Source organism: Vreelandella zhaodongensis (assembly GCF_013415115.1).
Taxonomy (GTDB): Bacteria; Pseudomonadota; Gammaproteobacteria; order Pseudomonadales; family Halomonadaceae; genus Vreelandella; species Vreelandella zhaodongensis.
Map to the genome: position 1 here is coordinate 324524 of NZ_JACCDD010000003.1, position 25781 is coordinate 350304.

Genomic DNA, 25781 nt, shown 5'->3' on the forward strand with positions numbered 1-25781 from the left:
CACGCTTGTGGGTAGTTTATGGCCTTAACTCGAAGTCACTCAGGCATTGCATACCCGCTTCGATAACCGCGCGTTGCGCACGGCCAGCAGGCAGCCACTGTGTGATAACAAAATTGGCGCTACACAGCTTGGCGCGATAAAACGGATCATCACTGCCATTTTGTAGCGCGCTGGTCGCGTGAAGTGCGGCATTGCCCATCTGCCAGCCACAAAGCACATGGCCTGCTAGATTGATCAACGGTGTCGCATAGGCCTGCACCGCATCTGGGCCAGTTTCCGGGTCACTGCCTTGCTCAAGCACAAGCTGCATCGCGGCACGCAGATCGTCGGCCCCTACAGCCAGTGCATCACCCAGTGATGTAAGGGTGGGGTCGGCTCGCAGCGCTTCTGCCGTATTGAGCACGTCATCTATCAGTGCTGTAAATGCTGCACCACCGTCACGCTGTAGCTTACGTCCCGCTAAGTCGAGCGCCTGAATGCCATTCGTGCCTTCATAAATAGGCGCGATTCGTGCATCCCGAAGCAGCTGGGCTGCGCCAGTTTCTTCCACATAGCCCATGCCGCCATGCACCTGAATACCCATCGATGCGATATCCACGGCTTGGTCGGTCGAAAAACTTTTGACGATAGGGATCAGCACATCAGCACATGCCTGGGCAGCTTGGCGCTCGGTGTCGCTTTCACTGTGTCGGGCAAGATCCAACTGACCAGCACAGTACAGCGCCAAGGCACGAAGGGCATCGGTGCGAGCACGCATTGAGAGCAGCATCCGGCGCACATCTAAATGGTCGCTGATCGTGCACTCGCTACCGCCACGGGATTTAGGCGAACGCCCCTGGGTGCGCTCCAAGGCATAAGCAAACGCATGCTGACAAGCACGCTCTGCCACACCGATACCTTGAATGCCCACCTTGTGACGCGCTTCGTTCATCATGGTAAACATGTGGTTGAGGCCACGCCCCTCTTCACCCACCAGATAGCCGATAGCGCCGTCGTTCTCGCCAAAGCTTAAGGTGCAGGTAGGCGAACCATGAATGCCCAGCTTGTGTTCGATAGAGGCACAAGTTACGTCGTTACGCTCACCCAGCGAGCCATCCGCATTAACCAGGAACTTGGGCACTAGGAAAAGTGAAATGCCCTTGTTGCCTTCTGGCGCATCGGGTTTACGCGCCAGCACAAGGTGAATGATATTTTCGGCGGCGTCGTGTTCGCCCCAGGTGATATAGATTTTTTGGCCACTAATGCGGTAGTGGTCGCCTTCAGGTACGGCTTTAGTGCGTACTTTAGAAAGATCGGAGCCTGCCTGAGGCTCTGTCAGGTTCATGGTACCTGTCCAGGTACCTTCAACGAGTTTGGGGAGATAGGTCGTTTTTAACGTTTCACTGCCATGATGCGCCAGAGCTTCGATCGCGCCTGCCGTCAACATAGGGCAAAGGCCTAAGGCCATATTGGCACCGTGAAGCATTTCTTGAACAGCGCTGGCGACCACTTCGGGTAGGTTCTGACCACCTAGCGCTTCAGAAACACCAATACCATTCCAGCCGCCTTCTACATACGCTTGGTAGGCCGCAGCAAACCCTTCCGAAGTGGTGACACTACCATCCGTGTGACGTTTAGCACCTTGCTGATCACCGACACTGTTTAATGGGCCCCACACATCCCCTGCGAGTTTTGCTGCCTCTTCCAGTACCGCCTCAACCAAGTCGGGAGTGGCTTCTTCAAAGCCTGGCAGTGCAAGCGAGCGGTGTGCGAGTAACTCTTCGAGCACAAAACGCAGATCGCGTACCGGCGCGGCATAATAATTCATGGCAAAACCTCAGCGGAAATCGGTGATAAACAGAAATTAGTATAAACACTATGCCGAATAGTAGTTTCACTACTTTCATCACACCATTAGCCCAAGGTCTCACCTACCGAAGTAAACGTAGCCACCACCACATATATCTTTGTTCTTAACGTATTTCTGTTCTTAACGTATTTCTATTTACCAGCTCTATTTACGTACTTCGGTTTCCACGTCGTCATAATAAACAATATGAGTCTGGTCCTCTGGAGGTGGGCCCACCATCGGTTCAACGGCATTCACTTCAGGCACAACGTCAGATAAGTCTTCCAAGTGTTCATGCTCAAGTGCGCCTTGCATCAACTCCTCTGTGACGACCAACTCAGCACCTGCCGCTGTCATCGGCGTAGTCGGTGTAAAGGGAGCCACGGGAACCGGTGCAGGCCGCACGCTGCGCCGCCAACCAAAGAACAGGAGGAAAAACAGACTAAGCGAGCCAAACGCCCAGAACAGCCCCGCATCTCCCATGGCGGTCATTACCGGAGAGATCATCAGCGGGCTGATGGTGGCACCAATGGAGTTGATCAATAACAGGCCCTGGCTCATACGTACCAACGCGCCTGCCGGGGCACGGTCGGCGGCATGGCTAACCGCCACCGGGTAAAGCGCAAACACACCGCCACCCAGTAAAAACAGCAGTGCTGCCAGCAAGGGCGTCGACATCGGCAACCAAATCATCGCCGCAGAAATCACCACGCAGAAAGCACTGATAGCAATCAGCACCATTTGACGATCATGGCGGTCAGACCAGCGCCCAATAGGGTACTGAAGCAGCATAGCGCCGAGTATTACCACGGCCATCATCTGCCCCACTTGATTAACGCTCATGCCAATACGCTGCAAGTACAATGGCAACAGCGTATAAGCGGCGGCGACCACCATGCCAGACCCTAAGCTTCCCATCACCCCCGTCGGCGTCATGGTAATCAAGCGGTGCGGCGGGAGCGGCTCAGCGTGCTCTAGAAGGGGCGATACCCGAGGAATCATTGCCATAGGCAGGACGGACAGAGATGCTAATAGGCCAATCACCATGAAAGGTGCAGTCACCCCCATCGCATTGGTGACACCTAGCAACAGCTGCCCCAGCACGCCCGCGGCATATAGCGCAATCATGTACATCGCCAGCAGGCGGCCACGTACTTTTTGATCGCCCGATGTCAGCAGCCAGCTCTCAATCACCAGGTAAACGCCCACGGTGGCCCAGCCGCCAATTAAGCGCAGAACAAACCAAGCCCAAGGGTCGAAAAACAGCCCTTGCAGCAGCACCGTGACAGCAACCAACGAGGCAAAGCTACCGTAAGCACGAATATGGCCTATACGCAGAAGCAAACGGTCATTGACCAGTGCACCTAACGCTAAGCCAATAAAGTAAGCCGAGGAGACAATACCAATTACCGTGGCTGATTCGCCCGCAGCATCTAAACGCACAGTAATCAGCGTGGCGAGAAAGCCATTGCCAATTCCAAGAATAAACAGCCCTAATAAAGGCGCTAGCGCCATAGCTAGCAGTTGCCGCGACATGTGTATACCTACCTTGCCTGAATAAAGAGTGGCCCGAATAACGATAAGCACGAATAACGATAAGCACGAATAACGAGAGGTTAGCCGTTAGCTCGCCTATCTCAAGCACGCCTATCACATCAGGCAGGCAGAAAACGGGCGCGCAATTATTGCCTTCAACGCTATAAAGTCAATGCTTTTTCATAGCATGAGCATACAAATTAGTGTTTTGTAAATATAGCGGTATCTTTACCAGGAAATTCCACTACCAAACCCTGCTTTTCCGCCCACCAGCGAAATGTCGCTTCGCTAAAAAAGCACACGTGTGTCGGGTCATTAATATAGTGCCAGCGAGCAAACGCCTCGAGAGTGCTCACACGCTTTGTCATCAGTCCAAGATAGCCACCCGGAACTAAATTCTCGACCAGTTGACCAAGCACTTCGCCAGGTGCAGAGAGATGCTCCACCACCTCAGTGGCGGTAATAAAGTCGTACTGTCGCGTTAGCACCTCCGCGTCAGCGGCGTAAAAAACATCGTAAACTGCCATGGGGAAGCCAGACTCTTCAAACATCACCGACAGCGTGGGCCCTGGGCCACAGCCAAAGTCCAGTCCGCGGGCGCCCTTAGGCAGTTTAGCGACTAACGGGGCAAATAAACGCCCCAGAAAACGTCGATATCCCGTATCATGCGGCGAATTCTGATGCTGGTCGTACTCTGCTTTCTCTTGCCGTACATCCAAATGCTGCTCGGCAGGCACAAACACCAGGTCGCACGTGGCACACTGGTAGTAATCACGGCGACGGTCTTGGTGATAAAGCGCCGGTTTAGGCGCATTACATAGCGGGCAGCGTCGCATCATCGTATTCTCATGTTTCACGTTTGTATTTAAGGAAAGTGGCATGCTGTCAGGTTTGGATCATCTTGTTGTTACGGTAACCGATATGGGTCGCGCCGTGGATTTTTACTCCCGCGTACTAGGTTTAGACGTGCGCTACCGAGACGCGCAGCGGGTTGACTTACTGCTGGGCGACACTGCCTTGCGCTTGCATCAAACCGACACCGATATCGCTCCTATTTCGGCGACTCCCACGCCGGGCAGCCTCGATTTATGCCTTCGCTGCCAGCTACCGCTGGATGAATTCAAGCAGCACTTGGATGTGTTAGGCATTGATGTTGAACTTGGGCCCGTCGCTCGCCAAGGCGCTAATGGACCGATTGAGTCCATCTATTTGCGCGACCCTGACGGCAACCTACTGGAAGTTTGCCGCCCAGCTTCTCGCTGAGTGTAGAGAGAACCAAAGCAGTGCGTTGATGATAAGCCGTGCCAGCCACGCTATCATAACGTGCTTAAACGACGCCCATAGGGGCGTCACGGCAAAGCGTCAAAAAGGATTGGTTATGAGCGATAACGCCAACAAGCCCCCCTTGGAAGGTGAAGTAATTAGCGACAACACAACCTCAGAACAGCCCTCAGGTGAGCAGTCACCTCACGCTGACACTACGATAGCCATGGTCATCTACGCCCTCTACTTAGCGAGCTTTGTGGTGGGCTTTACCTCGCTGATCGGCGTCATTATCGCCTATGTTTATCGTGGCAAGGGGCCGGAGTGGATGGATGAACACTACCGCTACCAGATCCGTACCTTTTGGATGGGGCTGCTGTACGCCAGCGTAGCGACACTGTTAACCCTTGTTTTAATTGGCTTTCCTCTGCTACTGGCACTGGCGGTTTGGTTTATTGTGCGCTGTGTAAAAGGCTTCAAAGGCTTGCAGGAGAAACGTGCGCCTTCAAACGTTGATAGCTGGCTTATTTAAACAATGGCACAACGTTTACCCTCAACGCGCAAAGCACTTTTTCAGGCTCGTGCAATTACCTGGCTTTGGAGGTCACTCGCACGCTGGCCACTTTCAACGCTGTGGCGCATTGCTACGTTACTAGGGCCGTTGGTTTATCGCTTTAGTAAGCGAGAGCGTCAGGTAACGGAAATCAACCTAAAAGTGGTGAAACCAAACGCGTCGGATGGCGAGCGCAAAGCACTTGCCAAAAAAAGCCTGCAACACTCAGCTGCCACCATGTTAGAGCTGGGCTATGCCTGGATGGGAACGCCAGAAAAAGTAGCAGCGAGTATTTTATCGGTGCATGGGCGTGACAAGCTGGACAGCGCGCGCGCTGAAGGCCGCGGTGTCATTGTTCTTGCTCCCCACTTTGGCAACTGGGAAGTACTTAACTTCTGGCTATCCAGCCATTTTCCCTTCACCGCTATGTACGAACCTCCAAAAATCATCGGTCTGGAGCCTGTGATTCGTCATGGCCGTGAGCGTATGGGAGCAAGCCTGGTACCCACCAACGCCAGAGGCGTTGCCGCCCTGCTAAAAGCGCTGAAACGCAGCGAAGCCATTGGCATCCTACCTGACCAAGAACCTAACTGGGGCAGCGGTGTATTCGCCCCCTTTTATGGCCACAATGCCTATACGGCAACGCTGCTACCCAAGCTAGTCGCGCGTACTCAGGCGCGAGTCGTGACAGGTGTTGCCCTACGTGTGCCCGGCAAGGGATTTGAGATTCACTTCCTGGACGCTGATGAGCGGGTTTATAGCAACGACGATGCTGAGTCGGCAACCGGCGTCAATGCCAGCGTTGAGACCTCTATCGCTCTTGATCCAGTGCAGTATCAATGGGAGTACAAACGTTATCGCAAAGTCATAGAGCAGCAACAAGGTCTGCCAGATGCCGATAACTTCCGGCTGTATTGAATGATAACGAGGTAATGCATGTCCCAGCGCTCTTTCCCTAAAGAAGAAACGCTTCCGCTACAAATTATTTATGCGCTCTATCTAGCAGGCTTGGTAACCGCCAATATTACCCTGTTGATTGGCGTTATTATCGCATACGTATATCGCAAAGAAGCCGCACCGTGGCTACAGGCTCACTACCGTTATTTGATCCGCACGTTTTGGATAGGCAGCCTCTATTTTATTATTACCTTTACCCTTAGCCTGGCATTGGTTGGCACCTTGCTGTGGCCGCTACTGGTGGTCTGGCTGGTTGCACGCTGTGTTTTAGGCTGGTTGGCAGCACGTAAAGGTGAACCGCCCGCGCGCCCTGGCAGTTGGCTTTGGTAACGCCATCGCTTCTATTCAGAACGATGACGAGCATACACATCGTCCAGTCGCTCAATATCGTCTTCACCCAAGTAGCTTCCCGACTGCACTTCGATTAACTCAAGCGGGATTTTACCGAGGTTCTCCAAGCGGTGCAGCGCGCCAATGGGAATGTACGTGGATTGGTTTTCACTGACCAAGAAAGTGCGCTCATCCACCGTGACTTGAGCAGTACCGCTCACCACCACCCAGTGTTCGGCGCGATGATGATGACGCTGTAATGATAGCCGCCCACCGGGTTTTACCGTGATGTGCTTAACCTGATACCGCTCGCCACTATCCATTGATTGAAAGCTGCCCCAGGGGCGATGAACCAACGGCGCAGTATAAGGTTCACTCCGTCCCGCTTGGCTGAGTGATGCCACTAGCTGCTTAACCTGCTGAGCCTGATCACGATGAGCAACCAAAACACTGTCAGATGTTTCCACCACAATGAGATTTTTAATACCCAGCGTTGCCACCAAACGGTGCTCGGCGATAACAAGTGAGTGCTGTGTGTTGGTCAACACCCCGTCTCCACGAACCACGTTACCTGCCTCATCTGGCGTCTGCGTTGCCCATAACGAATCAAAGCTACCAATATCGCTCCATTGGGCATCCAGCGGCACCACCGCTGCATGGTCACAATGCTCCATTACCGCGTAATCAATCGACTCTCCTGGACAACCACGAAACGCTTCCTCGCCCAGTCGTAAAAAATCCAAATCTCGATGGGACTCGTTAACCGCCTTTTGACAAGCTTCCAGCATGCTTGGCTGCAACTGCTCAAGCTGAGTAAGATACGTAGAGGCTTTCAGTAAAAACATACCGCTATTCCATAGCGTACTGCCTTGCTCTAGGAGTTGCTTGGCGCGCTCTGCATCGGGTTTTTCGATAAACGACGAAAGCTGGTAACCGCCCCCTAATGGGCGACCGCAAGCAATATAGCCATATCCTGTTTCTGGATAGGTGGGCACCACCCCGAAAGTGACTAAGTACCCCTGCTCCGCTAACGGCTCCGCACAGCTCACGCTATAGGTAAACGCCTCAAGATTGCCAATCACATGATCTGCTGGCAGTACCAGTAAAAGCGGATCATCGTCTGTTTGGCGAGCCAAAAGCGCGGCACAGGCAATTGCTGGGGCGGTGTTGCGCCCTTCCGGTTCCAATACAATCGTGCCAGACAAGCCACTTGCGCGTAGCTGTTCCGCCATTAAAAAACGGTGAGCATGGTGGCCCAATAAAATAGGCGCTTGAGTGTCTAAACCTTCCAGACGCGCCAGGGTTTGCTGCAGCAGACTTTGGGGCGATGTTAAACGCAAAAACTGCTTTGGCATCTGCTCACGTGAAAGAGGCCAAAGCCGCGTACCACTACCACCGCTAAGAATGACGGGCTGTATCATGGTGCTGTCCTTATGTCTGACGCTGACGTGCCAAAATCTTCCTGCAACCAATGACGCAGCTGGCTCATTTTTACAGCTTCTTGCGAATTTTCCAGTGCGGGTAGCGTGCCATCGATAAAGCCGCGTGCTTTAAAGGGTTCCAGTAACGCGGGGTCGCCGCTAATCACATGCACCGGCACCGCAGCACTGGCGTTATCCCCTGTGATCAGCGGCGCGGCCTGATGATCGCCAAGCACAATTAACAGCGTATTGTCATCCACCATCCTTTCAGCCCAACGTCCTGCCACCTTTACAGAGTAATTAACTGACCACGCGTAATGATCACGAATACGCTCAATATCCTGCCAAATCACCTCTGGCGGGTCGCCTGCTTTTTCCCATGGATTGAAAATACTGCCATCACCAATCATCGACCAGTTTTCAAGCACAGGCAGTATTGGTGTCCAGGGGGCATGGCTTGAAATTAGCGCAAGCTGAGCAAAGACCGGAGACTCCCCAAGCAAGTGGCGCTGGGTATAGTCAAGAACGAACTGATCCGGCATGGTGACCCAATGTAGCGGAGGCCCCGCATAAGGAATATCTTTCGCCGCCGCAATGTCATCAAAGCCGTATGCGGCGCCCTCTGGCCAGGCCATGGTAATAGCAGGCATTACAGTGAGCGTGCGCTGTCCGGTAGCGCTAAAATCGTCAACCAGTGTGGAGTGGTTGCTATCCAGCATCAGCCGATACCATAACTGATTATCAATCCATCGGCCGCTTAGCGTGGTGGCATGAGCAAGCCACGACTGCCCCCCTCGGATGGGCGCTGCCAACAAGCCGGAAACAACGTGTAAGCCGCGCTCATCCAGACGTTGCTGCATATCGGTTAACGTTGGAAGTATTACGTTGCTGTAGCGAGGATTATCTATTGCCGACACACCGTAAGACTCAATAAAGGTCAGCAGAACATTACGGCCTTCAAGCCCAGTCAGTGGCTGCGGCCTCATAGGCGCATTCTCAAGCTGGCTGGCAAACGCCTCTTTCGCCTGGTGGGTAGCGACGATTTGCTCCCATTGAAAACGGGTGGTATTCACAATGGGAAGGCTTGACTTGGGAACCACGCGATAACCGTTTGCTTCCAACACGGCGAGTAGCCCTGCCACACTAATCACGCCTATGGCGACCACGCCCGATATCCGCCGCCAGGACAAAGGAGCCACTGGCAGTAGTAAGCGCAGCATTCCCCACCAAATGCCCAACAGCACCATGCCGCCCAACACAATTAATAACGCTGCCGCCAATTGACCTACATTACCTACTAACAGATGGTAAATAGAACGCACCAAGGGCACATCCAGATAAAGATTTAGCGATCGGCCAAATGCGGTATGGGTCGCCGCATCGCCGAGGTTGGCAACTGAAACTAACATCAGCCACCCTAACAACAGCCATACGAGCCAGCGGCGAAAGGAGCTAGGGCGCATAAGCAGTATGGCAGGAACCACCAGCCAAGCTTCCCAGGCAATCAGCGGGGTGCCTACCCCTCCAAACCGCCACCACAACGGCACTACCAGCACGAAATTGAGCGCAAAAACTGTTACCAGAAGACGAAGCATTAGCGCTTCAGCAACCTAGTCTTTAACAATACGGTCTTTAGTAGCACAGCCTTCAATAACACAGTCATCACCCTAGCTTTGTTTGTTTTAGGGATGTTTAAGCTTGCAAACAGCCATGAAAATCATATACCAATACACTTAATGGTATAACTTTTGTTGAAATATTTCATATACTGATTTTAATGCTTCCACGTTGGCATGCAATCGAAAGGATCTCACCTATGAGTGTTCGTAAAGCTGCAAAATGGATGTTGTCGTTTACCTGTTCGAGCTTTATCACCTTATCTGCCACTGCTAGCGATGAGGCGACTTTCAATCACGTCATCCAGCGCGCCCAAGCCTTAGCAGATGCACCTTACCAAGCACCACAAGAATCACTGCCCAGCGCCTTGAAAACACTGGATTACGATGCTTACCGTCAGATTCGTTTCGAGCCTGAGCGTGCCTACTGGCATGGTGAAAGCCCGTTTAGTATGCAGCTATTCCACAGCGGGTTTCTCTTTCAAACGCCGATTACTCTCAATGTGATTGAAGATGGTGAGAGCTCCCCGCTGCCTTTTTCTAGCGATGATTTTCAGTACGATGGTGATGCCAGCCACTTGTTAGAGCATGATTTGACTGGAAGCGGCCATGCAGGGTTTAGGTTGCACTACCCAATCAATACTGATGACTATGCCGATGAATTCGCTGTCTTTCTTGGCGCAAGCTACTTCCGTCTAGTAGGACGCGACCAGGCCTACGGTCTTTCTACCCGCGGTCTGGCTATCGATACCGCCTTAGCCAGTGGTGAGGAATTTCCTGAATTTCGCGAATTCTGGCTCTATAAGCCTGATGAAAATTCTGACAGCATTACGCTTCTCGCACTCATGGATAGCCCCTCGCTAAGCGGTGCCTATCGTATTAGGTTAACGCCGGGCGAAAACACTGAGGCTGAGATAGAAGCCGAGCTGTTTGCACGCTCTGATATAGAAAAACTGGGTGTTGCCCCACTTACTAGCATGTTTGCCTTCGGAGAAATGAGCGCCGAGCGGCCTGACGACTTCCGTCCCCAGGTACATGATTCTGACGGTTTGCTCATTCAGACAGGTGCCGAAGAGTGGATTTGGCGGCCACTGCAAAACCCCTCATCGGTTCGCGTATCGGCGTTTATGGATAGCGCCCCTAACGGGTTTGGCCTTATGCAACGGGAGCGTGACTTTGGCCGCTACCTGGATCTTGAAGCACACTATCACCGCCGTCCCAGCCAGTGGGTCGAGCCTCTGGATGATTGGGGCCCAGGACATGTAGAGCTAGTCGAAATCCCCACGCCAGATGAAACCCACGACAACATTGTGGCTTACTGGGTCGCTGAAGAGGCATTGAAGGCTGGTGAGTCCCGCCGGCTTCACTACCGCACCTATACACTCAATGAGCAACCAGCAGCGCATCAACTGGGTAGCGTGATCCGCACGCGTCATGGAAGTGCGGCAGTTCCAGGTGAAGCCGACTCCCCCTCTGCTGATCAGCGGCAATTTGTTGTCGATTTTCAAGGCGGCAAGCTGGATGATATTTCTTCAAGCGACGTCGTTGAGCTAGATATCAGCGTGCTAAATGGCGAGATATTACTACCTCAAGTCAAAACACTCCCCAACAACGGAAAGCGTGCCACCTTTCGCTTGCCACCTAATACCGCACCCAGTGATATTCGCCTTCGCCTGATACACGACGGAGACCCCATTACTGAAACCTGGAATTACGTGTGGTATCCCGATGCCTGATTTGCACGCGTTGACGCCTTCGATACCTTGGCTTAACGGTCGGCGGGCCTTGCTCGCTGTTACCGTGTTAGCCACCAGTATCGGTGGCTGCATCGCGATGGCGAAGGTAGTTGCCAACCTTCCCATGGGGTGGCAGCTCACTATGCTGACGCTGTTTGCGCTTACGTTCAGTTGGATCGCGCTGGCTTTTTGGGGGGCGATATGTGGCTTTGTTATCTGCGCGCTACGCCGTGATCCACTAAGCCTGCGTCGCCAAACGCTGGTGGACCCTAGCGCCAGCTTACTGGTCAGCCGCACCGCCCTGGTAATGCCCATTTACGCAGAGCCACCTGTTCCCACTATTGCAGGGCTAGAAGCGACGTGCCGCTCGTTACTACAGCAAGCCAGCAAGCATGGTGCTAGCTCAGCAGAGACTATCGGCAATCATGTTGAAGTCTTCATTTTAAGCGACACCCAGGATACGACGCTGGCCCACCAGGAAGCTGCCCACGTAGCCGCGCTGCAGCAGCGCCTTGCAGGCCAGTTAGCCATTCACTATCGCCGCCGACCCAATAATGATGGTCGTAAAGCAGGCAATATTGCTGAGTTTTGCCGTCGCTGGGGCCGCCGCTATGACTACATGGTGGTGCTGGATGCCGACAGTTTAATGAGCGGCGCAACGCTACTGCACTTGATACACCGTATGCAGCGCCAGCCAAGCGTCGGGCTTATTCAAACCGTTCCTATCCCCGTTGGCCAACGCACGCTATTTGGCCGCTTCACCCAGCTAGCGTCGGCGATATACAGCCCGATGCTAGCGGCAGGCCAAAGTTTTTGGCAGGGCGATGCGGCAAATTACTGGGGGCATAATGCGATCATTCGTACACGTGCTTTCATGGCCAACGCGGGGCTACCGACGCTGTCAGGCAAGCCCCCTTTGGGGGGAGAGTTGCTAAGCCACGACTTCGTCGAAGCCGCATTACTGAAGCGTGGCGGCTGGCAAGTACTGCTAGACACCTCGGCGACAGCAGCAGTATCACACCAAGACACCAATGCCAGCGCCTCCCACAACAGTTTTGAAGCCATGCCAAGCAACCTGCTCGATTTTGCCAAGCGTGACAGACGGTGGCTGCAAGGTAACCTGCAACATCTTCGTCTACTGACAGGAGCGGGGCTTCATCCTGTCAGCCGCTTACACTTCTTGTTCGGTGCGTTTGCCTATCTCTCTTCGTTGGTGTGGCTAGTGCTGCTGCTGTGCGCCAGCATCGTGGTGGGCTATCAAGCAATCGGCCCCGCCTCACACCCTCTTTTACCGACAACCCTGTCATTAGTGCTGCTGAGCGTAACGTTAGCCATGCTTGTTGCCCCTAAGCTGCTGGGGTTATTACTGACTTGCTGGCAATGCCCCCATGCTTACGGTGGCCGTTTAACACTTATCGCCAGTACCTTGTTGGAAATTCTGTTTGCTGCACTAATTGCCCCGCTAATGATGGCCTGGCACAGCTTATTCATTATCAACGTACTGATTGGACGAGCCATTGACTGGCAAACCCAACACCGGGGGGAACGTTCACTAAGCTGGCGTGAAACATGGCATCACACAGGATGGGTGACGATATGCGGCATTACCTGGGCAGCCACCATGATGCTCTTTTCACCTTCAGCGTTGGGTTGGTTAACGCCCGCATGGCTTGGATTGATCGGCGCCGCTCCGCTGGTGAAATACTCCAGCAGCGCCACCTGGGGAAGCATAATTAGCCGGAGATTCGGTTTACTTCTTACGCCTAGCACTACACAGAAACCAGCGCTACTCAAAGCGTATGCCGCCTTAGTTCGCGGTCGCTACCCTGATAAGCGCTTACCGATTTGCCTTCCCCTTAAAGCACCGCCCCCTGAGCTGATAGGTGATATGCCCTGCCAATCGTTTCGACACTACGCCCAGCCATCGACAGCGCACGCCCCACCCGCTAAGGAGCCTTACTAATGCCTTCCGCTTTAATTCAACGGCTGCGCAGCGCCAGCGGCTTGGCGCGTTCACTGTTTATCTACTGGCGACCAGGGCGGCAGCGTGGCTTGAAGCGCTTATATCGTCCGTTTATTCAGCCGGGCGATATCGCCTTTGATATTGGTGCTCATTTAGGCGACCGTAGCGCCGCCTTCCAAGCACTAGGCGCCCAAGTAGTGGCACTAGAGCCACAGCCAACGTTGGCTAAGTGGTTTAAGCGGATACTCAACCAACCTAATATCACACTCTTACCGCTAGCGGCAGGGCCGCAACCTGGTCACGCGGAGATTGCCATCAGTGTTAGCAATCCGACCCTCTCCACCCTAGCAACCGAATGGCGTCACCAGGTGGGCGAACGCAACCCCAGCTTTCAGCACGTACAATGGGAACAGCAGCTTCGGGTGGAAGTCACTACACTGGATCAACTCATCGCTACTTACGGCGAACCAAGCTTTATAAAAATTGATGTTGAAGGGTTTGAAGCCGAGGTACTGATGGGACTCAGTCACCCCGTCGCGGCGCTTTCAGTGGAATTTGTTGCAGGCGTGTTAGAGGTTAGCCATGCCTGCGTTGACCAGCTGTGCCGCCTTGGTGACTACCGTTTCAATGCAATTGCCGGTGAGCAGCGCTGCTTTCGCTGGGCAACTTGGCAATCCCCTGAAACCATCACCCAGTGGCTCAACGATGGCGTTGAAGGGATGGCCTCAGGGGATCTCTACGCCTGCCGCGCCGACCATCCATTGTTAAACGCATCCGCATAATTCTTCAAAAAACGATTTCCAAACACAGCTTTTAAAACACAGCTTTCAAAACAAGAGAATCTGCATGATTTATCACTGGCAAACCCTCACCGCCCCCCAGCTAGCTACGATTACCGAAGGTGACCCAGTCGCGGTAATCACCCTGGGGGCAGTTGAGCAGCACGGTACGCACTTGCCGTTAGGCACCGACCTGATGATTGGTGAAGGGTTACAAGCCGCCATGCTGGACATCATCGACCCAGCGCTCGATGTATTATGCCTGCCAGCGATTGCCGTAGGCGCGAGCGACGAGCACGCAAGCTTCCCAGGAACACTCAGCCTGCCTGCTCCACTCGCTATCGCGACATTAGAGGCTTACGGCGAAAGCATTGCCCAGGCAGGTATAAAAAAGCTGGTGTTGATTAATAGCCACGGAGGTAATAAAGCGGTAATGGATCTTGCCGCATTAACCCTGCGCAAGCAGTTTGAGATGCGGGTGGTAAAAGCCACCTATACACGCCTTCCGCCACTGGAAGGCGCTATCAATGCCGATGAACTACGCTACGGGTTGCATGGCGGATTGCTGGAAACTGCAATCATGCTGCATTTAGCGCCTGAACTGGTACAGCTCGACAGTTACCAGCCCACACCACCGGCAAGGCCTAATGGTGGTGCACTGGTGAGCCCAGAGGGTAGCGCCGCCTTTGCCTGGCTTGCCGAAGACCTCAGTACGTTCGGCGTTGCCGGTGATGCAACGGGGGCTCATCAAGCATTAGGTGAACGGCTAGTGAGGCACTACGCCACTCAGCTGGCGCAGGTGGTGGCCGAAACCGCCCACCTGCCACCGCTTATCACACGTAAAACGTCAGATTAACGCCCCCGCCCCTCAAGAACCTCGTCTAGGAAGTGCCCTGCCCGGCTTGCTTTGGCGCTTAGGTAGCGGTGATTTTGGTCGGTCACACTGCCATAGAGCGCCTGACGGGAGACGACCTCAATACCACCCTCACGCAGGGCTGCCATTTTTAATGGGTTGTTAGTTAACAGCTGAACTTTATCAACCTCAAGCGCATTAAGCATATCAACCGCGACAGCGTACTTGCGCTCATCCTCGCCAAACCCCAACACTTGGTCGGCATCAACCGTATCTAAACCGCCATCTTGTAGGGTATACGCACGCAGTTTATTGGCTAAGCCTATTCCTCGCCCTTCTTGTGCTAAATAAAGCAACACACCACCGCCCATGGCTTGAATATCGGCCACCGCGTTACGTAGCTGCTCACCGCAGTCGCAGCGCAGGCTGCCAAACAAGTCACCGGTTAGACAAGCCGAGTGCATGCGCAAAGGAACCGCACCTGGGATGGCATCCAGATCGCCAATCACCACGGCCACATGCTCTCGCAGGCCATCGGGTTCGCGAAACAGAACGAAGCGACTCTCAGGAGCATCTTCAAGCGGAATACGCGCCTCACTCACGCGCTTTAGCATCCCCGGCGCGCCGGCCAAACACTTCTCAGCATCGCGGGCATTAACCTCTAACAGCTCGCCTTTTGATAGCTGCTGGGCAATATGGTCGGCGGATGCTGCACTTACCTCAGCGCACAGCGCAGCCGGTATCAACAACGCGCGACGCATCAGTGCCACAGCGCCACGCTCCCCTACGCCTGCTGGCTTCAGGCCACTTAAAAGTGAAGGGGACGTCTTCGACGCTTCATCGGACACAGCAAGGTGGTGCAATTCACGCTCGCTGATGTGCTCGGTGAGCGGTAAGCAAGCCGCATCCGCCTTAAGCGACATACCCATGGCTTCAAGCCGATGGCGCGTCAATACCAATGAAGGCCGCGAGCCAGCTAGGCGGGTTAACGAGCTAACCGAGACGCTGCCTTCAAGTGCCTGTACCAACAGGCGTTGCTCTCCGGTATTAATCACCACGGGCAAGCCGCGGCGAATATCGAAAATAGCGCGTTCAATGTGATACATGTAGGCCTCCAAGTTGCCTGTTGGGGCGGACAACGTTTGCTTGCGTCGGGCAACATGGCCCCGCATGATGAGTTGCTGATTTTTGAGTGGAGATGCCATGCCTAGCACCAATGAAGTGACGATCAATACCGACCAAGCGTGGGCATGGTTGCTGGACGTTCAACAGGGCGTGAAGAGTAACGTCGCTATTACACTTGATACTCACGGCAGCTGGCACTCTCCCTACGCGATAACTAGCGCCGCACAGGCGTTGTTGACGTGTTTGCTGCCGCTGGTGCGCCATTCGAGCTGGGTGGTTGCCCAGCTCGGGCAAAGCCTGGATGGGCGCATCGCTACGCAAAGTGGTCACTCCCACTACATCAATGGCGTTGAAAGTTTGGTGCATCTGCACCGGCTGCGTGCGCTGGCCGATGCCGTGGTGATCGGCGCAGGCACAGCGAGTGCTGATAACCCTCAGCTCACCGTGCGCCATGTGGCGGGCAAACACCCCACCCGTGTAGTGATTGACCCACGAGGCCGCGTGCCGGCAGAGCTGGCACTGTTCACCACGCCTACCGCGCCCACCCTGCACCTTACCGGGCCAGAAGCAACAGTGGCGCAAACGAAGGCCGAACACTGCGTGTTGCCGCTGGATATCAATGGTCAGTTCCGCCCCGCCGACGTTATTGCCTTGCTGGCGAATCGTGGTCTTACTCGGGTATTGGTCGAAGGTGGCGGAGTTACTGTTTCGCAGTTCATTGAAGCGAACGTGGTTGACCGCCTGCATTTGCTGGTCGCGCCGCTGCTGATTGGTTCCGGCAGGCCAGGGTTGCAAATGACACCCATCGATACCCTTGAGAGTGCGCTGCGTCCTACGATGCGCTCTTTCCGATGCGGGGACGACACGCTGTTCGACGTACTGCTGAGCGAACGCACTCTCTGAAGAGGAGCCGTTTGCAGGCGACGAATTGGGCGGCGTTGCGCGTGTTCGCGAGGCCAGCGCCACCCAAACACCGGGCAGGCTAGAAAGCAGCACTAACACACCATAGGCCAATGAAACCGCTACACCTTGAGCCGAAGGCAAGCCAACGAACATCCAGATTCCCGCGGCGGCACCTTCTCGTAACCCCCACCCGGCAATCGAAAGTGGTACCAGCATGGCAAGTAGCAGTACCGGTGCCAGCGCCAATATATCTAACGCTGCCAGCTCCACACCAATTGCCCGAGCAGCGCATACCATGACAAGGCCATAGCTAAGTACGATAGAAAGCGAAGAGAGCAGCTGCCGTGGCCAAACACTGCGCTGCAAGAGCCCGCGCCACATATCACGCCCCAGAGCAACGCACCAATCAGGCAACGTCACTTTCGAATGCCGCAGCGCTATCGCCAGTAAGCCCCCAGCTGCAATTACCAGAGCAACAGCCACAATCAGTACAGTCAGCCCACCTCTACCGAGCGCCATTAGCCAGAGTGGCGATGCCAGCAACGCCACCAGCGTAAACAGGGCAATCGCCAGTTGCCCAGAGGCGCGCTCAATGACCACTGCACGCCAAGCGCTTCCTCTTGAAGTAGACTGCTGGGCATGACGATGGGCACGACCGGCATCACCTAACACGCCGCCTGGCAGCAACTGGTTAACCAACAACGCTAAGTAGTACTCCCGCAGCGCATAACGATAGCGTAGCGGCACACCAATTAAGCCTGCCGTAAACTTCCATCGCCACGCGCTCAGCATGACCTGCAGCACACTAATAAGCAGTGCCAGGGCCATCCAGCCCGGCGCAAAACGCTGCACTTCCGCCATCACGGCACCTGGCTCTACCCACATGGCAACAGCAGCTAGCAGCCCTAAGCTAACCAGCCCTTTTTGCACCCACGGGGTTCTCAGCCAATGCCAGAGTCGCATGGAGTTAGCCCTCGCCCGTTGGCAGCGCCAGCAAGTCACGGTGCCCCACCCAAATACCCACCTTGCCTTCAGTCACCTTACCCAGGCGCTCATCACGCCACTGAGCAATCCGTGACGCCGCCTCTGGGGCCTGCTCAGTGGCAGCGTTCGCCCACCCTTCAATCAACGAGCACATTAAGGGATACAGCGCTGGCTTGCCCGCCGCCAAGCACCACGGTGTTTCAGCTTCAATGACACGATAACCGTAGTGGGCCATCGCGTTGGCTAACGCACTGTGGGCATCGCCCCCTAGCGCATCGCCTAAGCCTTTATCCCGCCGTTGATGTGCATTGAACAGCCCACTGACCCAATGATCGTCAGGGTCGTTTAGTGGCTGTTGCTGGGCATTGGTAAAGCACCATTCTCCGGTAATACTTAAGGTGATAAAAAGCGCTTGTCGGTGTTTGGCACACTGCGCAGCCAGGGCGTCGATCCATTGTTGAGACACCAGATCAATCAGCGCAGACGCGGTTACCACATCGCAATGCGTTAGCGCTGGGTGATCAAGGTGTGTGAGGGAAGCACAGTGGGTTTCCACCAGCATCGGTTCACCCTTGCCCGTGCTCAATTGACTGGTGCGCGAATAGGCTTCACTAAGTAAGGCGGGGTCATGATCAATCAGCATCCAGCGCTGGGCATGGTGCAAGCGAGGCGCAAGAAACTGGCTATTGCTACCACGTCCGCAACCTAAATCCGCCAGCGTTATTGGCGGCAAGGACTCTTCTGACTTAGATAGCTCGGCTCGCCGCTGATCATCTGATAACCAGTTGGCTAGCGCATCGACTAACGCCTGACTACGCGAACGGGCATCGACTGTTTCACGCAGCGATAGCCAATCCGCCGCAAACTTGCTTCCTGCTGATAATGTCGAAGATTGTTGCAGCGCATTAGCAAACGCCTCCCCTGCAGCTTGCCAGTCACCCAAACGGCCACGAGCAGCGTCAGCGCCTGCACGTAGCTCCGTGCGTAGCGCTTCATCATGACAAAAAGTCGCCAGTGCACTCGTCAGTGCCTCAACATCCCCCGGCACTACGCTGATGCCAGCCCCTTTTGGCAATGTATCCCGCAGCGCGCCGCCGGTGGTGGTGATAACGGGCAAGCCGTGGGCTAGCGCTTCAGTCACCACCATGCCATAACCTTCATACCAAGAAGGTAATACCAGTGCATGGGCATTTTGATAAGCGGCTTCCAAGGTCGCGGCATCACACTCGCCGTGAAGGGTTACCCTATCACCTAGCTGGTGTTGCTCTATCAGCGTTTGAACGCGAGCCGTAAATGCAGCATCACGAGCACCGCCAAAGCAGTCACACCGCCAATGCCCCCTCTCAACATCCGCCAAGGCTTGAACCAAAATGTCCTGCCCTTTACGCGGAGTCAGCGTTGCCACGCATAGCAGGCGGATAGGTTCGCTGGATGGTGCCGCGGGGCTGATTGGAGCACGTTCAACCCCAGGTTCCACCACAGTGATAGGGGCACTAAATGGTAGCGCGTACTGTTCCGCCAGTGCCTTTACGCGACGCTCAGTAAAACGGCTGGTCACAATCACTCTATTCACATGAGCCAGCCCGCGCAGTTCGCTACGGTGAAAACGCTGCTGATCCGTGTCATTCAAACCCTGCTCGTCACCCAGCGGGTGATGCAGCAGCGCTGTGATATCCAGGCGCTCAGCGTGGGCAGCCACCACCCCTGGCAGCGACCCCATGGCCAGGCCGTCGATAATAACCTGCGCATGGTCCTGCAGCGCGGATAGCGTATCGGTAAGTGCCTGGGCAGCCTCATCATCGGCATCCGGAAAACGCCCAGCCACCCCCACCACATCAACATGCAGGCCACGTTCGCGCAGCGCAGCGACAATCTGGGCGTCATAGATATACCCACCGGTACGCTGGTCAGGATCGCCAGCCACTACCAAGGTAAACGGCTGGCTCATAGCGCTCCTTCATAGCTTGCCCACGCCACATGAGATTCATGCAGCTTGATCTCCATGTGCGTAATCCCCTGAGCGGTGGTGCCCATTTTCCCGGCACTGATGGCCGCCGCTAGCTGGTCAAAAATCACCTTGGCCATAAATTCCGTGGTGGTGTTTTTACCGGCAAATTCACTCACCTCATCGAGGTTGCGGTAGTTGTAATCTGCCAGCACCTCTTTGAGCGTTTCGCTTGCCAAGCCGATATCAATTACCAGCCCATCTTGGTCAAGTTCAGGGCGCTGAAACACCACGTCCACCACATAGGTTGCCCCGTGGGTGCGCTGGGCAGGGCCGAATATTTCCCCATTAAAACTATGGGCAATCATAAAATGGTCACGGACGCATAAACGGTACATAGACACTCCTGTCGTATTAGCGAATTCGTATTAACTGACGCTTATTACTCACTCTTATCAAACCAGCCGTATTAACTAAGCGGACAGTGGATAACGAATTCGGTGGCATAGCGCTGTGCTACCAGGCCCAAACAGAGCAGGTGCCAGCGTTGGAAAATCCGCAAAATCGCTTTCACCGCTAATCAGCGCATCTAACCGCTGGTCGGTAAGTAAGCGTAGAGCGAGCGCTAAACGGCGGCGGTAATTCCAGCGCGGCTGCAGCTTGGCAGGCAACTGCCCTACTTGGCTGGCACTAAGCGTTAATCGCTGTGAATGAAAAGCGCCACCGAGCGGCAGCGACACGTCTCCCTGGCCAAACCAGCTCATTTCAATCACACGGCCTTCGTTGCCCAGCAAGCCCATGGCAAGCCTCAAGCCATCTGGCTGGCCGCTAGCGTGAATCACGCAGTCTTGGTCCGTGGGGGCCTGTTCTGGCGTACAGAAAGGAATACCTAAATGCGTTGCCAGAGTTTCTCGCTCAGGATTAATGTCGATCAACCGCACTTCCACACCAGGAATTTGCGCGCACAGATATGCCACCAGCGCACCGACGACACCAGCGCCCACCACACAGACGCGCTCGCCAAGCATCGGGTTGGCATCCCACACGCCGTTAACGGCGGTTTCCATATTGGCGGTTAACACGGCACGGTAAGCAGGGACGTCGTCGGGAAGCGGCATAACTGCATCAGCAGGTACCACGTAATGATCTTGATGCGGGAAAAGACAAAAGACGACTTTATCGACTAGATAACGTGGCCCTTGCTCCACATGGCCAATGCTGCAGTAGCCATATTTCACAGGGACAGGAAATTCACCCACCTGAAAGGGAGCGCGCATGCGTAAGTATTCGCTCTCCGGCACCTGTGCGTTAAACACGAGCGATTCTGTACCGCGGCTAACACCGCTGTAGAGTGCACGAACCCGCACCTCATTTTCTTCGAGCGCAGCAAGTGGCTCTTGCTTAAGCTCACCATGCTCGGGGCGAGTCACCCAAAAAGCCGTGGCGGTATCAGGCGGCAACATGACATTTCCTTATGGTTAAGCGCTTCATCCATCCTTACAGCGTAGCCTTACTAAGACTTATTCACATTTCATTGCTTTCTGACAGCGTAGCGTAGAAAGCAAAGTGGCTACTTACCCCATGTGAACGCTAGGATGATTAAAAACAAATATTTCTACATCATGGACAACCTTACCTTCTTATACAAGAATGGTACATAGGAAAAAATTTGCACACCTTAATTCAACCGCGGGCCAGTGCGCCGCTTTGCGAGTAAGCATGCCCTCTTTCTCCAACACCACCAGCCGCCCTTTCCCCAAGCGGCTCTACACCCTGTCAGAGGTAGCGCTAGCTGGCCTGCTATTACTTATGCTGGGGGTTGCTCTGCCTACGCTGTTGGAAAGCGCAGTCAATTGGTGGTTAGCGGCAGGCCTTTACGTACTAATGGGAACGTTGGTAGTGAGCTTTTGGCCTTATGGGCCGCTCGGCTGGGCTAATCGGGTCACACTCGGACGCGGTGTGTTGGTAACCATCGTGGCGGGTGCGCTGGCAGCGAGTGCCTTTACTAACGCGATTTGGCTATGGTTAGCGGTTGCCGTTATCGCGCTGTTATTGGATGGTGTGGATGGCTGGATTGCCAGGCACACAAAAACGCACACCCCGTTTGGCGCACGCTTTGATATGGAGCTGGATGCGCTACTAATTCTGCTACTCTGCATTGGCTTATTGCAAAGCGAGCATCTAGGTGTTTGGGTACTGCTCATCGGCGGTATGCGCTATTTGTTTGTTGCTGCTAGCTGGCCGTTTCCGTGGTTAAAAGCACCGCTTTTTGACAGTTTCCGCCGCAAAGCGGTATGCGTGTGGCAAGTCGTTGCATTGCTGCTGGCGTTAACGCCACTCACCTCTCCTCTTGCTGCCAGCCTGCTTGCACTGAGTGCGTTAGCCACACTCATCTACTCATTTGGGTTTGATGTGTGGTGGCTGCATAGGCAGCACAAACGATAGACCAGCTAGGTACCCGTTAAAGAGAACGTCCAGCTTTTAAAACGTCCGAGTTTGGTAATGAATACCGGCCCCTTCTTCACAGTATTGCTTAAGGCTCAGCAGGAATATCGCCCAGTTATAGTTGCAGAAACGGTAGAACTCGGTCACTTCACGCCAATCGGTATGCTTGAGAGTAACAGCCGTTTTGCCTCCCCGTGGTTCTAGCTCGAAACTGACGCTGGTCCCAATCCACTCCGAGTCTGAATCGATACATTGCCAGGTCATCTTATTGTTGGGCACCAACTCCCCGATCATCATCTTTGTCGGGTGCTCATCCCCAAATCGGAATTCATTGACCGCACCAATTTGGGCCGTGAATGTTAAATCCTGGGTCCACACCTCGGCCAGGCCACGAGCCGTGGTCAACACTTCGTAAACACGTGCAAGAGGGGCATTTACGTATTGAATATGTTCAATGCGCGCCATCAGTATCACTCCTAAGCACAGGGCTGCCGCCCTCCAATAGACTTTTCAAGCTGGAAAGAATGACGGGCCAGCCGACGCTGCTGAGTGAACTTACTGACCCAGCGTTGGTGGATCTGCTGAATTGGCTCGGCATTGAGGTAGTGCAGCTTTTCCCTCCCCCGCCACGCCGTAATCACCAGCCCCGCTTTTTCCGCAGGAGCCGCTCCTACCACCAAGTTTGTCCCAAGCGCGGCACAGTTTCGTTGTGGCTTAGAGCTGTCGCCCCTGAAGACCCCATCATACAAACGCTCATTGAAGAGCTTTGCCAGTTATCGCCAGACTTCCAGCGCTGGTGGTAGGCTTCAAGTATGGAAGGCTACAATCGAGGAATCAGCAGCCTAGTTGATACAGAAGGCGAGCATCACACCTATACCCATGAGACGCTCATCGTTGATGAGCACCGACATCTCAAAATGGTTGTTTACTTCGCAGCAGGAGAGTAAACAGGCAACCCTCCTAAATCTCTGCTTATTTATTGGGTAACACTGGCTACCTCGATTGCTGACCGCAAGCGGTGGCAAGCTTGCGATCTATTATATTAACTAATCGCTTACGAGCCTGCCATATAGTGCGGAATCTGAGACAACACCATCGATTTCCCAGCGCTGCCTCAGCAGACCCTCCTTCGAGAAGCCGAGTTTTTCCAATGCTTTTGCAGAAGAGTAATTGTCTGGATCTATCTCAGCCTCTATACGGCGAAGCCCTAACGTATTAAAGCCATACTGAATCAACGCCTCTCCAGCCTCATTGACATAGCCCTTTCCCCAAAACGAGCTGCCTAGGCCAAAACCAATCTCAGCGCGTCTGGAGTCCTTATCATAGCTGAACAGCATACATTTCCCAGCCAACTCGCCTGTCGATTTCAAATATACACCCAGTACCAGTGATTCTTGGCGTCGCATTGAGTCATTGCTGCTATTAACGAAATCCAGGGCATCTTGTATCCCCGTCCAAGGTGCTGTGTTCCAATACTTCATCACCTCCGGCTTAGAAAAAATTTCGAGCAGACTTTCCGAATCACTAAGCAGTAACGGGCGCAGTTCTAATCGTTTTGTTTCAATAGCTGGGTAAAACAACTCATCAGACATTGGCACACTCTTTTAAAAAACCAACGCTACAGGTTAAGCAACCGGTTGATAATTATCGAAAAAATATCATTCAACTAATTCAATGAGGATATTTAGTACTTTGATATGAACCTCTTGAACACTATCTGCAAAGCTGCCCGCTGACGTACAGATATAAACATCTCTCAAGGACTGAATGAGTTTCATGCAGACTAGCTTGTATATGTTGAATTGACATAGCTAATTCACTCTTATGGGGTAAGCTTATCACTCAGAATATAAATTCCAATCAATCACAAGCTTAAGCCAATCGACAAAGGCCTGCATTTTGGCGCTGTGCTGCCAGCTTTCGGTAGGGATGTAGTAACACAGCATTGAATCGACGCCTTGAGACACAATTGGCTGCAATGTGCCAGCTTTCACAAAGTTAGAAACTAGGGTCTCTGAACAAAACACCAGCCCTTTCCCAGCAAGAGCTTCATAAACACCATAAAGCTCCTGATCAAAGTATTTTATTTCAAAATTTGGCAGTGACTCTTTATTTTCCGTTAGCCAGTTTTTCCAAGGTGAGTCCGGCAGTTTATTGTTCTTCCACTTAGTCAGATAGACCGTAGGCGGCTTATCCACTGTGATGGAGCGGATAAAAGGAGAGCTCCCATATACGTTAAAACGCTCTTTTTTTAATAAATTTGACTCATCAATCCGGGTTACGTCCCCCAAGCGTATAGAGAGGGTATTAACTCTTGATGCCACTACTTCACCTGTTGATATTTCAACATCAACATTTTGATAGATTTTATTAAAGTCATGTAGCAAAGGAATTAGCACCAGGGCGGCAAAGGATGAGGTGGTATCAACATTCAGTCGTGAGGCATCTGACTTTATATTATCTAGCGCAGTCTGAATTTTCTGCAAACCTGCTGTTGTCGCCTCAGAGAGTTGGTGCCCCTCTGACGTTAAAATCACGCCTCGGTTGATTCGGGTAAACAGCCGCACTCCCAACCTATTCTCAAGGTTGCTGATGTGATGCGACACATTCGCTGACGTTATCGACAACTCCTCCGCGGCATCTTTAAAGCTCCCCAGCCGAGCAGCTGCTTCAAACACCTTAATCGCCTGTAATGAAGCATTCACCGCCAGCCCCCAGTTTTTAGTCTCAACCCTACTTTTCAATAGATAAGTTTTACTCACCTATCGATCCAGTTTATTCATTTGTCGCAGTATTGGCAAAAAGGCAGCATAGCTACTCCACATCGCTACCTGCTGAGGCCATTCATGCGCACATTACTTCATATAGACGCTAGCGTTCGTAAGGCAACAAACCCAAACCCCGATCACAACTCAATATCAAAACGTATTGCTATGCAGTTTGTTGATAAATGGAAATCTGCTAACAGTACAGATAATTACATTTATCGTGATATTGGTTTGAACCCACCTGATTTTATTGACCAAGACTGGATCGGTGCCGTTTTCACGCCGGATGACCAAAAAAGCTTTAAACAACGTGAAAAACTGGCTTTATCAGACCAGCTATTTAGCGAGTTATCTCAAGCGGATGTTATCTTAATATCTTCACCTATGTACAACTACGGCATGCCTGCCCCTCTTAAAGCGTGGTTCGATCAGGTCATGCGTATCAATAAAACATTTAGCTTTGACTTGGCTCGTGGTGACCACCCTATAGAGCCACTGTTGTCTGGAAAAACACTTATTTTAGTGACTTCATGCGGTGAGTTTGGGTTCGAGCCAGGGGGTGAGCGTGAGCATATGAATCATCTTGGGCCGCATATTAAGACATTGGGCAGATACTTGGGTGTCGAAGCATTTCATGAAATAACATCAGAGTACCAAGAATTTGGTGACGAAAGGCATCGCCAATCAGTTGCCAATGCGCTTAAAAATGCCGGATTGCTAGCAGGTGAATTGTAAATATAACGTGAGCGCTGTGTGCCTACATCGACGGGTCACAT

At 53.4% G+C, this 25781-nt stretch carries 25 protein-coding genes and 1 pseudogene; 13 read left to right on the top strand and 13 right to left on the bottom strand.

Going from position 1 to position 25781, the window contains the following annotated elements; genetic code table 11:
• Nucleotides 1-16 precede the first annotated feature (16 nt).
• The 3 genes from HZS79_RS07985 to HZS79_RS07995 all read right to left on the bottom strand — a co-directional run bounded on the left by HZS79_RS07985 (nucleotide 17) and on the right by HZS79_RS07995 (nucleotide 4203).
• Nucleotides 17-1807 (bottom strand): acyl-CoA dehydrogenase, encoded by a 1791-nt coding sequence (locus HZS79_RS07985; protein ID WP_179927524.1) that lies wholly within the window; start codon nucleotides 1805-1807, stop codon nucleotides 17-19.
• 186 nt (nucleotides 1808-1993) lie between these two features.
• A complete protein-coding gene (locus tag HZS79_RS07990) occupies nucleotides 1994-3364 on the bottom strand; it encodes an MFS transporter (protein ID WP_162219454.1) in 1371 nt (456 codons plus the stop codon).
• A 200-nt stretch (nucleotides 3365-3564) separates the two neighbouring features.
• Entirely contained in the window at nucleotides 3565-4203 is a 639-nt protein-coding gene (locus tag HZS79_RS07995; RefSeq protein WP_179927525.1) for a class I SAM-dependent methyltransferase, read from the bottom strand.
• A gap of 40 nt (nucleotides 4204-4243) precedes the next feature.
• On the opposite strand from HZS79_RS07995, the gene HZS79_RS08000 reads away from it, so the two are divergent.
• From HZS79_RS08000 to HZS79_RS08015, 4 genes are all read left to right on the top strand, one after another.
• Nucleotides 4244-4627: a VOC family protein gene (locus HZS79_RS08000; protein WP_162219452.1), complete on the top strand. Its 384-nt coding sequence runs from the start codon at nucleotides 4244-4246 to the stop codon at nucleotides 4625-4627.
• 115 nt (nucleotides 4628-4742) lie between these two features.
• Complete coding sequence (locus tag HZS79_RS08005) at nucleotides 4743-5159, top strand: DUF4870 family protein (protein WP_179927526.1); 417 nt, start codon at nucleotides 4743-4745, stop codon at nucleotides 5157-5159.
• Between the two features lie 3 nt (nucleotides 5160-5162).
• Nucleotides 5163-6098 carry a lysophospholipid acyltransferase family protein gene (locus HZS79_RS08010; protein WP_179927527.1) on the top strand — a complete coding sequence of 312 codons (936 nt, stop codon included), beginning with the start codon at nucleotides 5163-5165 and terminating at the stop codon, nucleotides 6096-6098.
• 18 nt (nucleotides 6099-6116) lie between these two features.
• The gene (locus HZS79_RS08015) at nucleotides 6117-6467 is read left to right on the top strand and encodes a DUF4870 family protein (RefSeq protein ID WP_162219449.1); all 351 of its coding nucleotides are present in this window, start codon (nucleotides 6117-6119) and stop codon (nucleotides 6465-6467) included.
• Between the two features lie 11 nt (nucleotides 6468-6478).
• On the opposite strand, the gene HZS79_RS08020 is transcribed toward HZS79_RS08015, so the two are convergent.
• On the bottom strand, nucleotides 6479-7888 hold the full coding sequence (locus tag HZS79_RS08020; RefSeq protein ID WP_162219448.1) for a mannose-1-phosphate guanylyltransferase/mannose-6-phosphate isomerase: 1410 nt from the start codon (nucleotides 7886-7888) through the stop codon (nucleotides 6479-6481).
• Complete coding sequence (locus HZS79_RS08025) at nucleotides 7885-9483, bottom strand: alkaline phosphatase family protein (protein ID WP_179927528.1); 1599 nt, start codon at nucleotides 9481-9483, stop codon at nucleotides 7885-7887. Before HZS79_RS08025 ends, HZS79_RS08020 begins: the two co-directional genes overlap by 4 nt.
• 221 nt (nucleotides 9484-9704) lie before the next feature.
• On the opposite strand from HZS79_RS08025, the gene HZS79_RS08030 reads away from it, so the two are divergent.
• The 4 genes from HZS79_RS08030 (at nucleotide 9705) to HZS79_RS08045 (ending at nucleotide 14838) form a co-directional block, all read left to right on the top strand.
• Nucleotides 9705-11240: an OpgD/OpgG family glucan biosynthesis protein gene (locus tag HZS79_RS08030; RefSeq protein WP_179927529.1), complete on the top strand. Its 1536-nt coding sequence runs from the start codon at nucleotides 9705-9707 to the stop codon at nucleotides 11238-11240.
• Complete coding sequence (gene mdoH, locus HZS79_RS08035; RefSeq protein ID WP_179927530.1) at nucleotides 11233-13203, top strand: glucans biosynthesis glucosyltransferase MdoH; 1971 nt, start codon at nucleotides 11233-11235, stop codon at nucleotides 13201-13203. The genes HZS79_RS08030 and mdoH overlap by 8 nt, the downstream gene beginning before the upstream one ends.
• The gene (locus HZS79_RS08040) at nucleotides 13203-13985 is read left to right on the top strand and encodes an FkbM family methyltransferase (RefSeq protein WP_179927531.1); all 783 of its coding nucleotides are present in this window, start codon (nucleotides 13203-13205) and stop codon (nucleotides 13983-13985) included. The genes mdoH and HZS79_RS08040 overlap by 1 nt, the downstream gene beginning before the upstream one ends.
• 64 nt (nucleotides 13986-14049) lie before the next feature.
• On the top strand, nucleotides 14050-14838 hold the full coding sequence (locus HZS79_RS08045) for a creatininase family protein (protein WP_179927532.1): 789 nt from the start codon (nucleotides 14050-14052) through the stop codon (nucleotides 14836-14838).
• On the opposite strand, the gene ribA is transcribed toward HZS79_RS08045, so the two are convergent.
• Nucleotides 14835-15941, bottom strand: coding sequence for a GTP cyclohydrolase II RibA (gene ribA / locus HZS79_RS08050; protein WP_179927533.1), 1107 nt, complete (start codon nucleotides 15939-15941; stop codon nucleotides 14835-14837). The two genes, HZS79_RS08045 and ribA, sit on opposite strands and share 4 nt — an antisense overlap.
• Before the next feature lie 97 nt (nucleotides 15942-16038).
• On the opposite strand from ribA, the gene HZS79_RS16815 reads away from it, so the two are divergent.
• Nucleotides 16039-16863, top strand: coding sequence for a RibD family protein (locus tag HZS79_RS16815; protein WP_179927558.1), 825 nt, complete (start codon nucleotides 16039-16041; stop codon nucleotides 16861-16863).
• Nucleotides 16864-16959: 96 nt separating this feature from the next.
• On the opposite strand, the pseudogene HZS79_RS16820 reads toward HZS79_RS16815, so the two are convergent.
• From HZS79_RS16820 to HZS79_RS08075, 4 genes and pseudogenes are all read right to left on the bottom strand, one after another.
• Nucleotides 16960-17826, bottom strand: a pseudogene (locus HZS79_RS16820) (lysylphosphatidylglycerol synthase transmembrane domain-containing protein); the annotation flags it as partial.
• A 4-nt stretch (nucleotides 17827-17830) separates the two neighbouring features.
• Nucleotides 17831-19795: a glycosyltransferase gene (locus HZS79_RS08065; protein ID WP_179927534.1), complete on the bottom strand. Its 1965-nt coding sequence runs from the start codon at nucleotides 19793-19795 to the stop codon at nucleotides 17831-17833.
• Nucleotides 19792-20190 (bottom strand): 6-pyruvoyl trahydropterin synthase family protein, encoded by a 399-nt coding sequence (locus HZS79_RS08070; protein ID WP_162219439.1) that lies wholly within the window; start codon nucleotides 20188-20190, stop codon nucleotides 19792-19794. Before HZS79_RS08070 ends, HZS79_RS08065 begins: the two co-directional genes overlap by 4 nt.
• Nucleotides 20191-20265: 75 nt before the next feature.
• On the bottom strand, nucleotides 20266-21255 hold the full coding sequence (locus tag HZS79_RS08075) for a zinc-dependent alcohol dehydrogenase (RefSeq protein ID WP_179927535.1): 990 nt from the start codon (nucleotides 21253-21255) through the stop codon (nucleotides 20266-20268).
• A gap of 256 nt (nucleotides 21256-21511) precedes the next feature.
• Here HZS79_RS08075 and HZS79_RS08080 point away from each other — a divergent pair, with 256 nt between their 5' ends.
• Complete coding sequence (locus HZS79_RS08080) at nucleotides 21512-22237, top strand: CDP-alcohol phosphatidyltransferase family protein (RefSeq protein WP_162219437.1); 726 nt, start codon at nucleotides 21512-21514, stop codon at nucleotides 22235-22237.
• A gap of 36 nt (nucleotides 22238-22273) precedes the next feature.
• Here HZS79_RS08080 and HZS79_RS08085 read toward each other — a convergent pair whose 3' ends face one another.
• Nucleotides 22274-22702 (bottom strand): SRPBCC family protein, encoded by a 429-nt coding sequence (locus HZS79_RS08085; protein WP_162219436.1) that lies wholly within the window; start codon nucleotides 22700-22702, stop codon nucleotides 22274-22276.
• A gap of 59 nt (nucleotides 22703-22761) precedes the next feature.
• On the opposite strand from HZS79_RS08085, the gene HZS79_RS08090 reads away from it, so the two are divergent.
• Nucleotides 22762-23040, top strand: coding sequence for a hypothetical protein (locus HZS79_RS08090; RefSeq protein WP_179927536.1), 279 nt, complete (start codon nucleotides 22762-22764; stop codon nucleotides 23038-23040).
• Nucleotides 23041-23049: 9 nt separating this feature from the next.
• Nucleotides 23050-23184, top strand: coding sequence for a hypothetical protein (locus tag HZS79_RS16880; RefSeq protein WP_274380178.1), 135 nt, complete (start codon nucleotides 23050-23052; stop codon nucleotides 23182-23184).
• Nucleotides 23185-23283: 99 nt separating this feature from the next.
• On the opposite strand, the gene HZS79_RS08095 is transcribed toward HZS79_RS16880, so the two are convergent.
• Nucleotides 23284-23829 (bottom strand): GNAT family N-acetyltransferase, encoded by a 546-nt coding sequence (locus tag HZS79_RS08095; protein WP_162219435.1) that lies wholly within the window; start codon nucleotides 23827-23829, stop codon nucleotides 23284-23286.
• 246 nt (nucleotides 23830-24075) lie between these two features.
• The gene (locus HZS79_RS08100; protein WP_179927537.1) at nucleotides 24076-24999 is read right to left on the bottom strand and encodes a LysR family transcriptional regulator; all 924 of its coding nucleotides are present in this window, start codon (nucleotides 24997-24999) and stop codon (nucleotides 24076-24078) included.
• Between the two features lie 84 nt (nucleotides 25000-25083).
• On the opposite strand from HZS79_RS08100, the gene HZS79_RS08105 reads away from it, so the two are divergent.
• On the top strand, nucleotides 25084-25740 hold the full coding sequence (locus tag HZS79_RS08105; protein WP_179927538.1) for an FMN-dependent NADH-azoreductase: 657 nt from the start codon (nucleotides 25084-25086) through the stop codon (nucleotides 25738-25740).
• The last annotated feature ends 41 nt before the right edge of the window (nucleotides 25741-25781 follow it).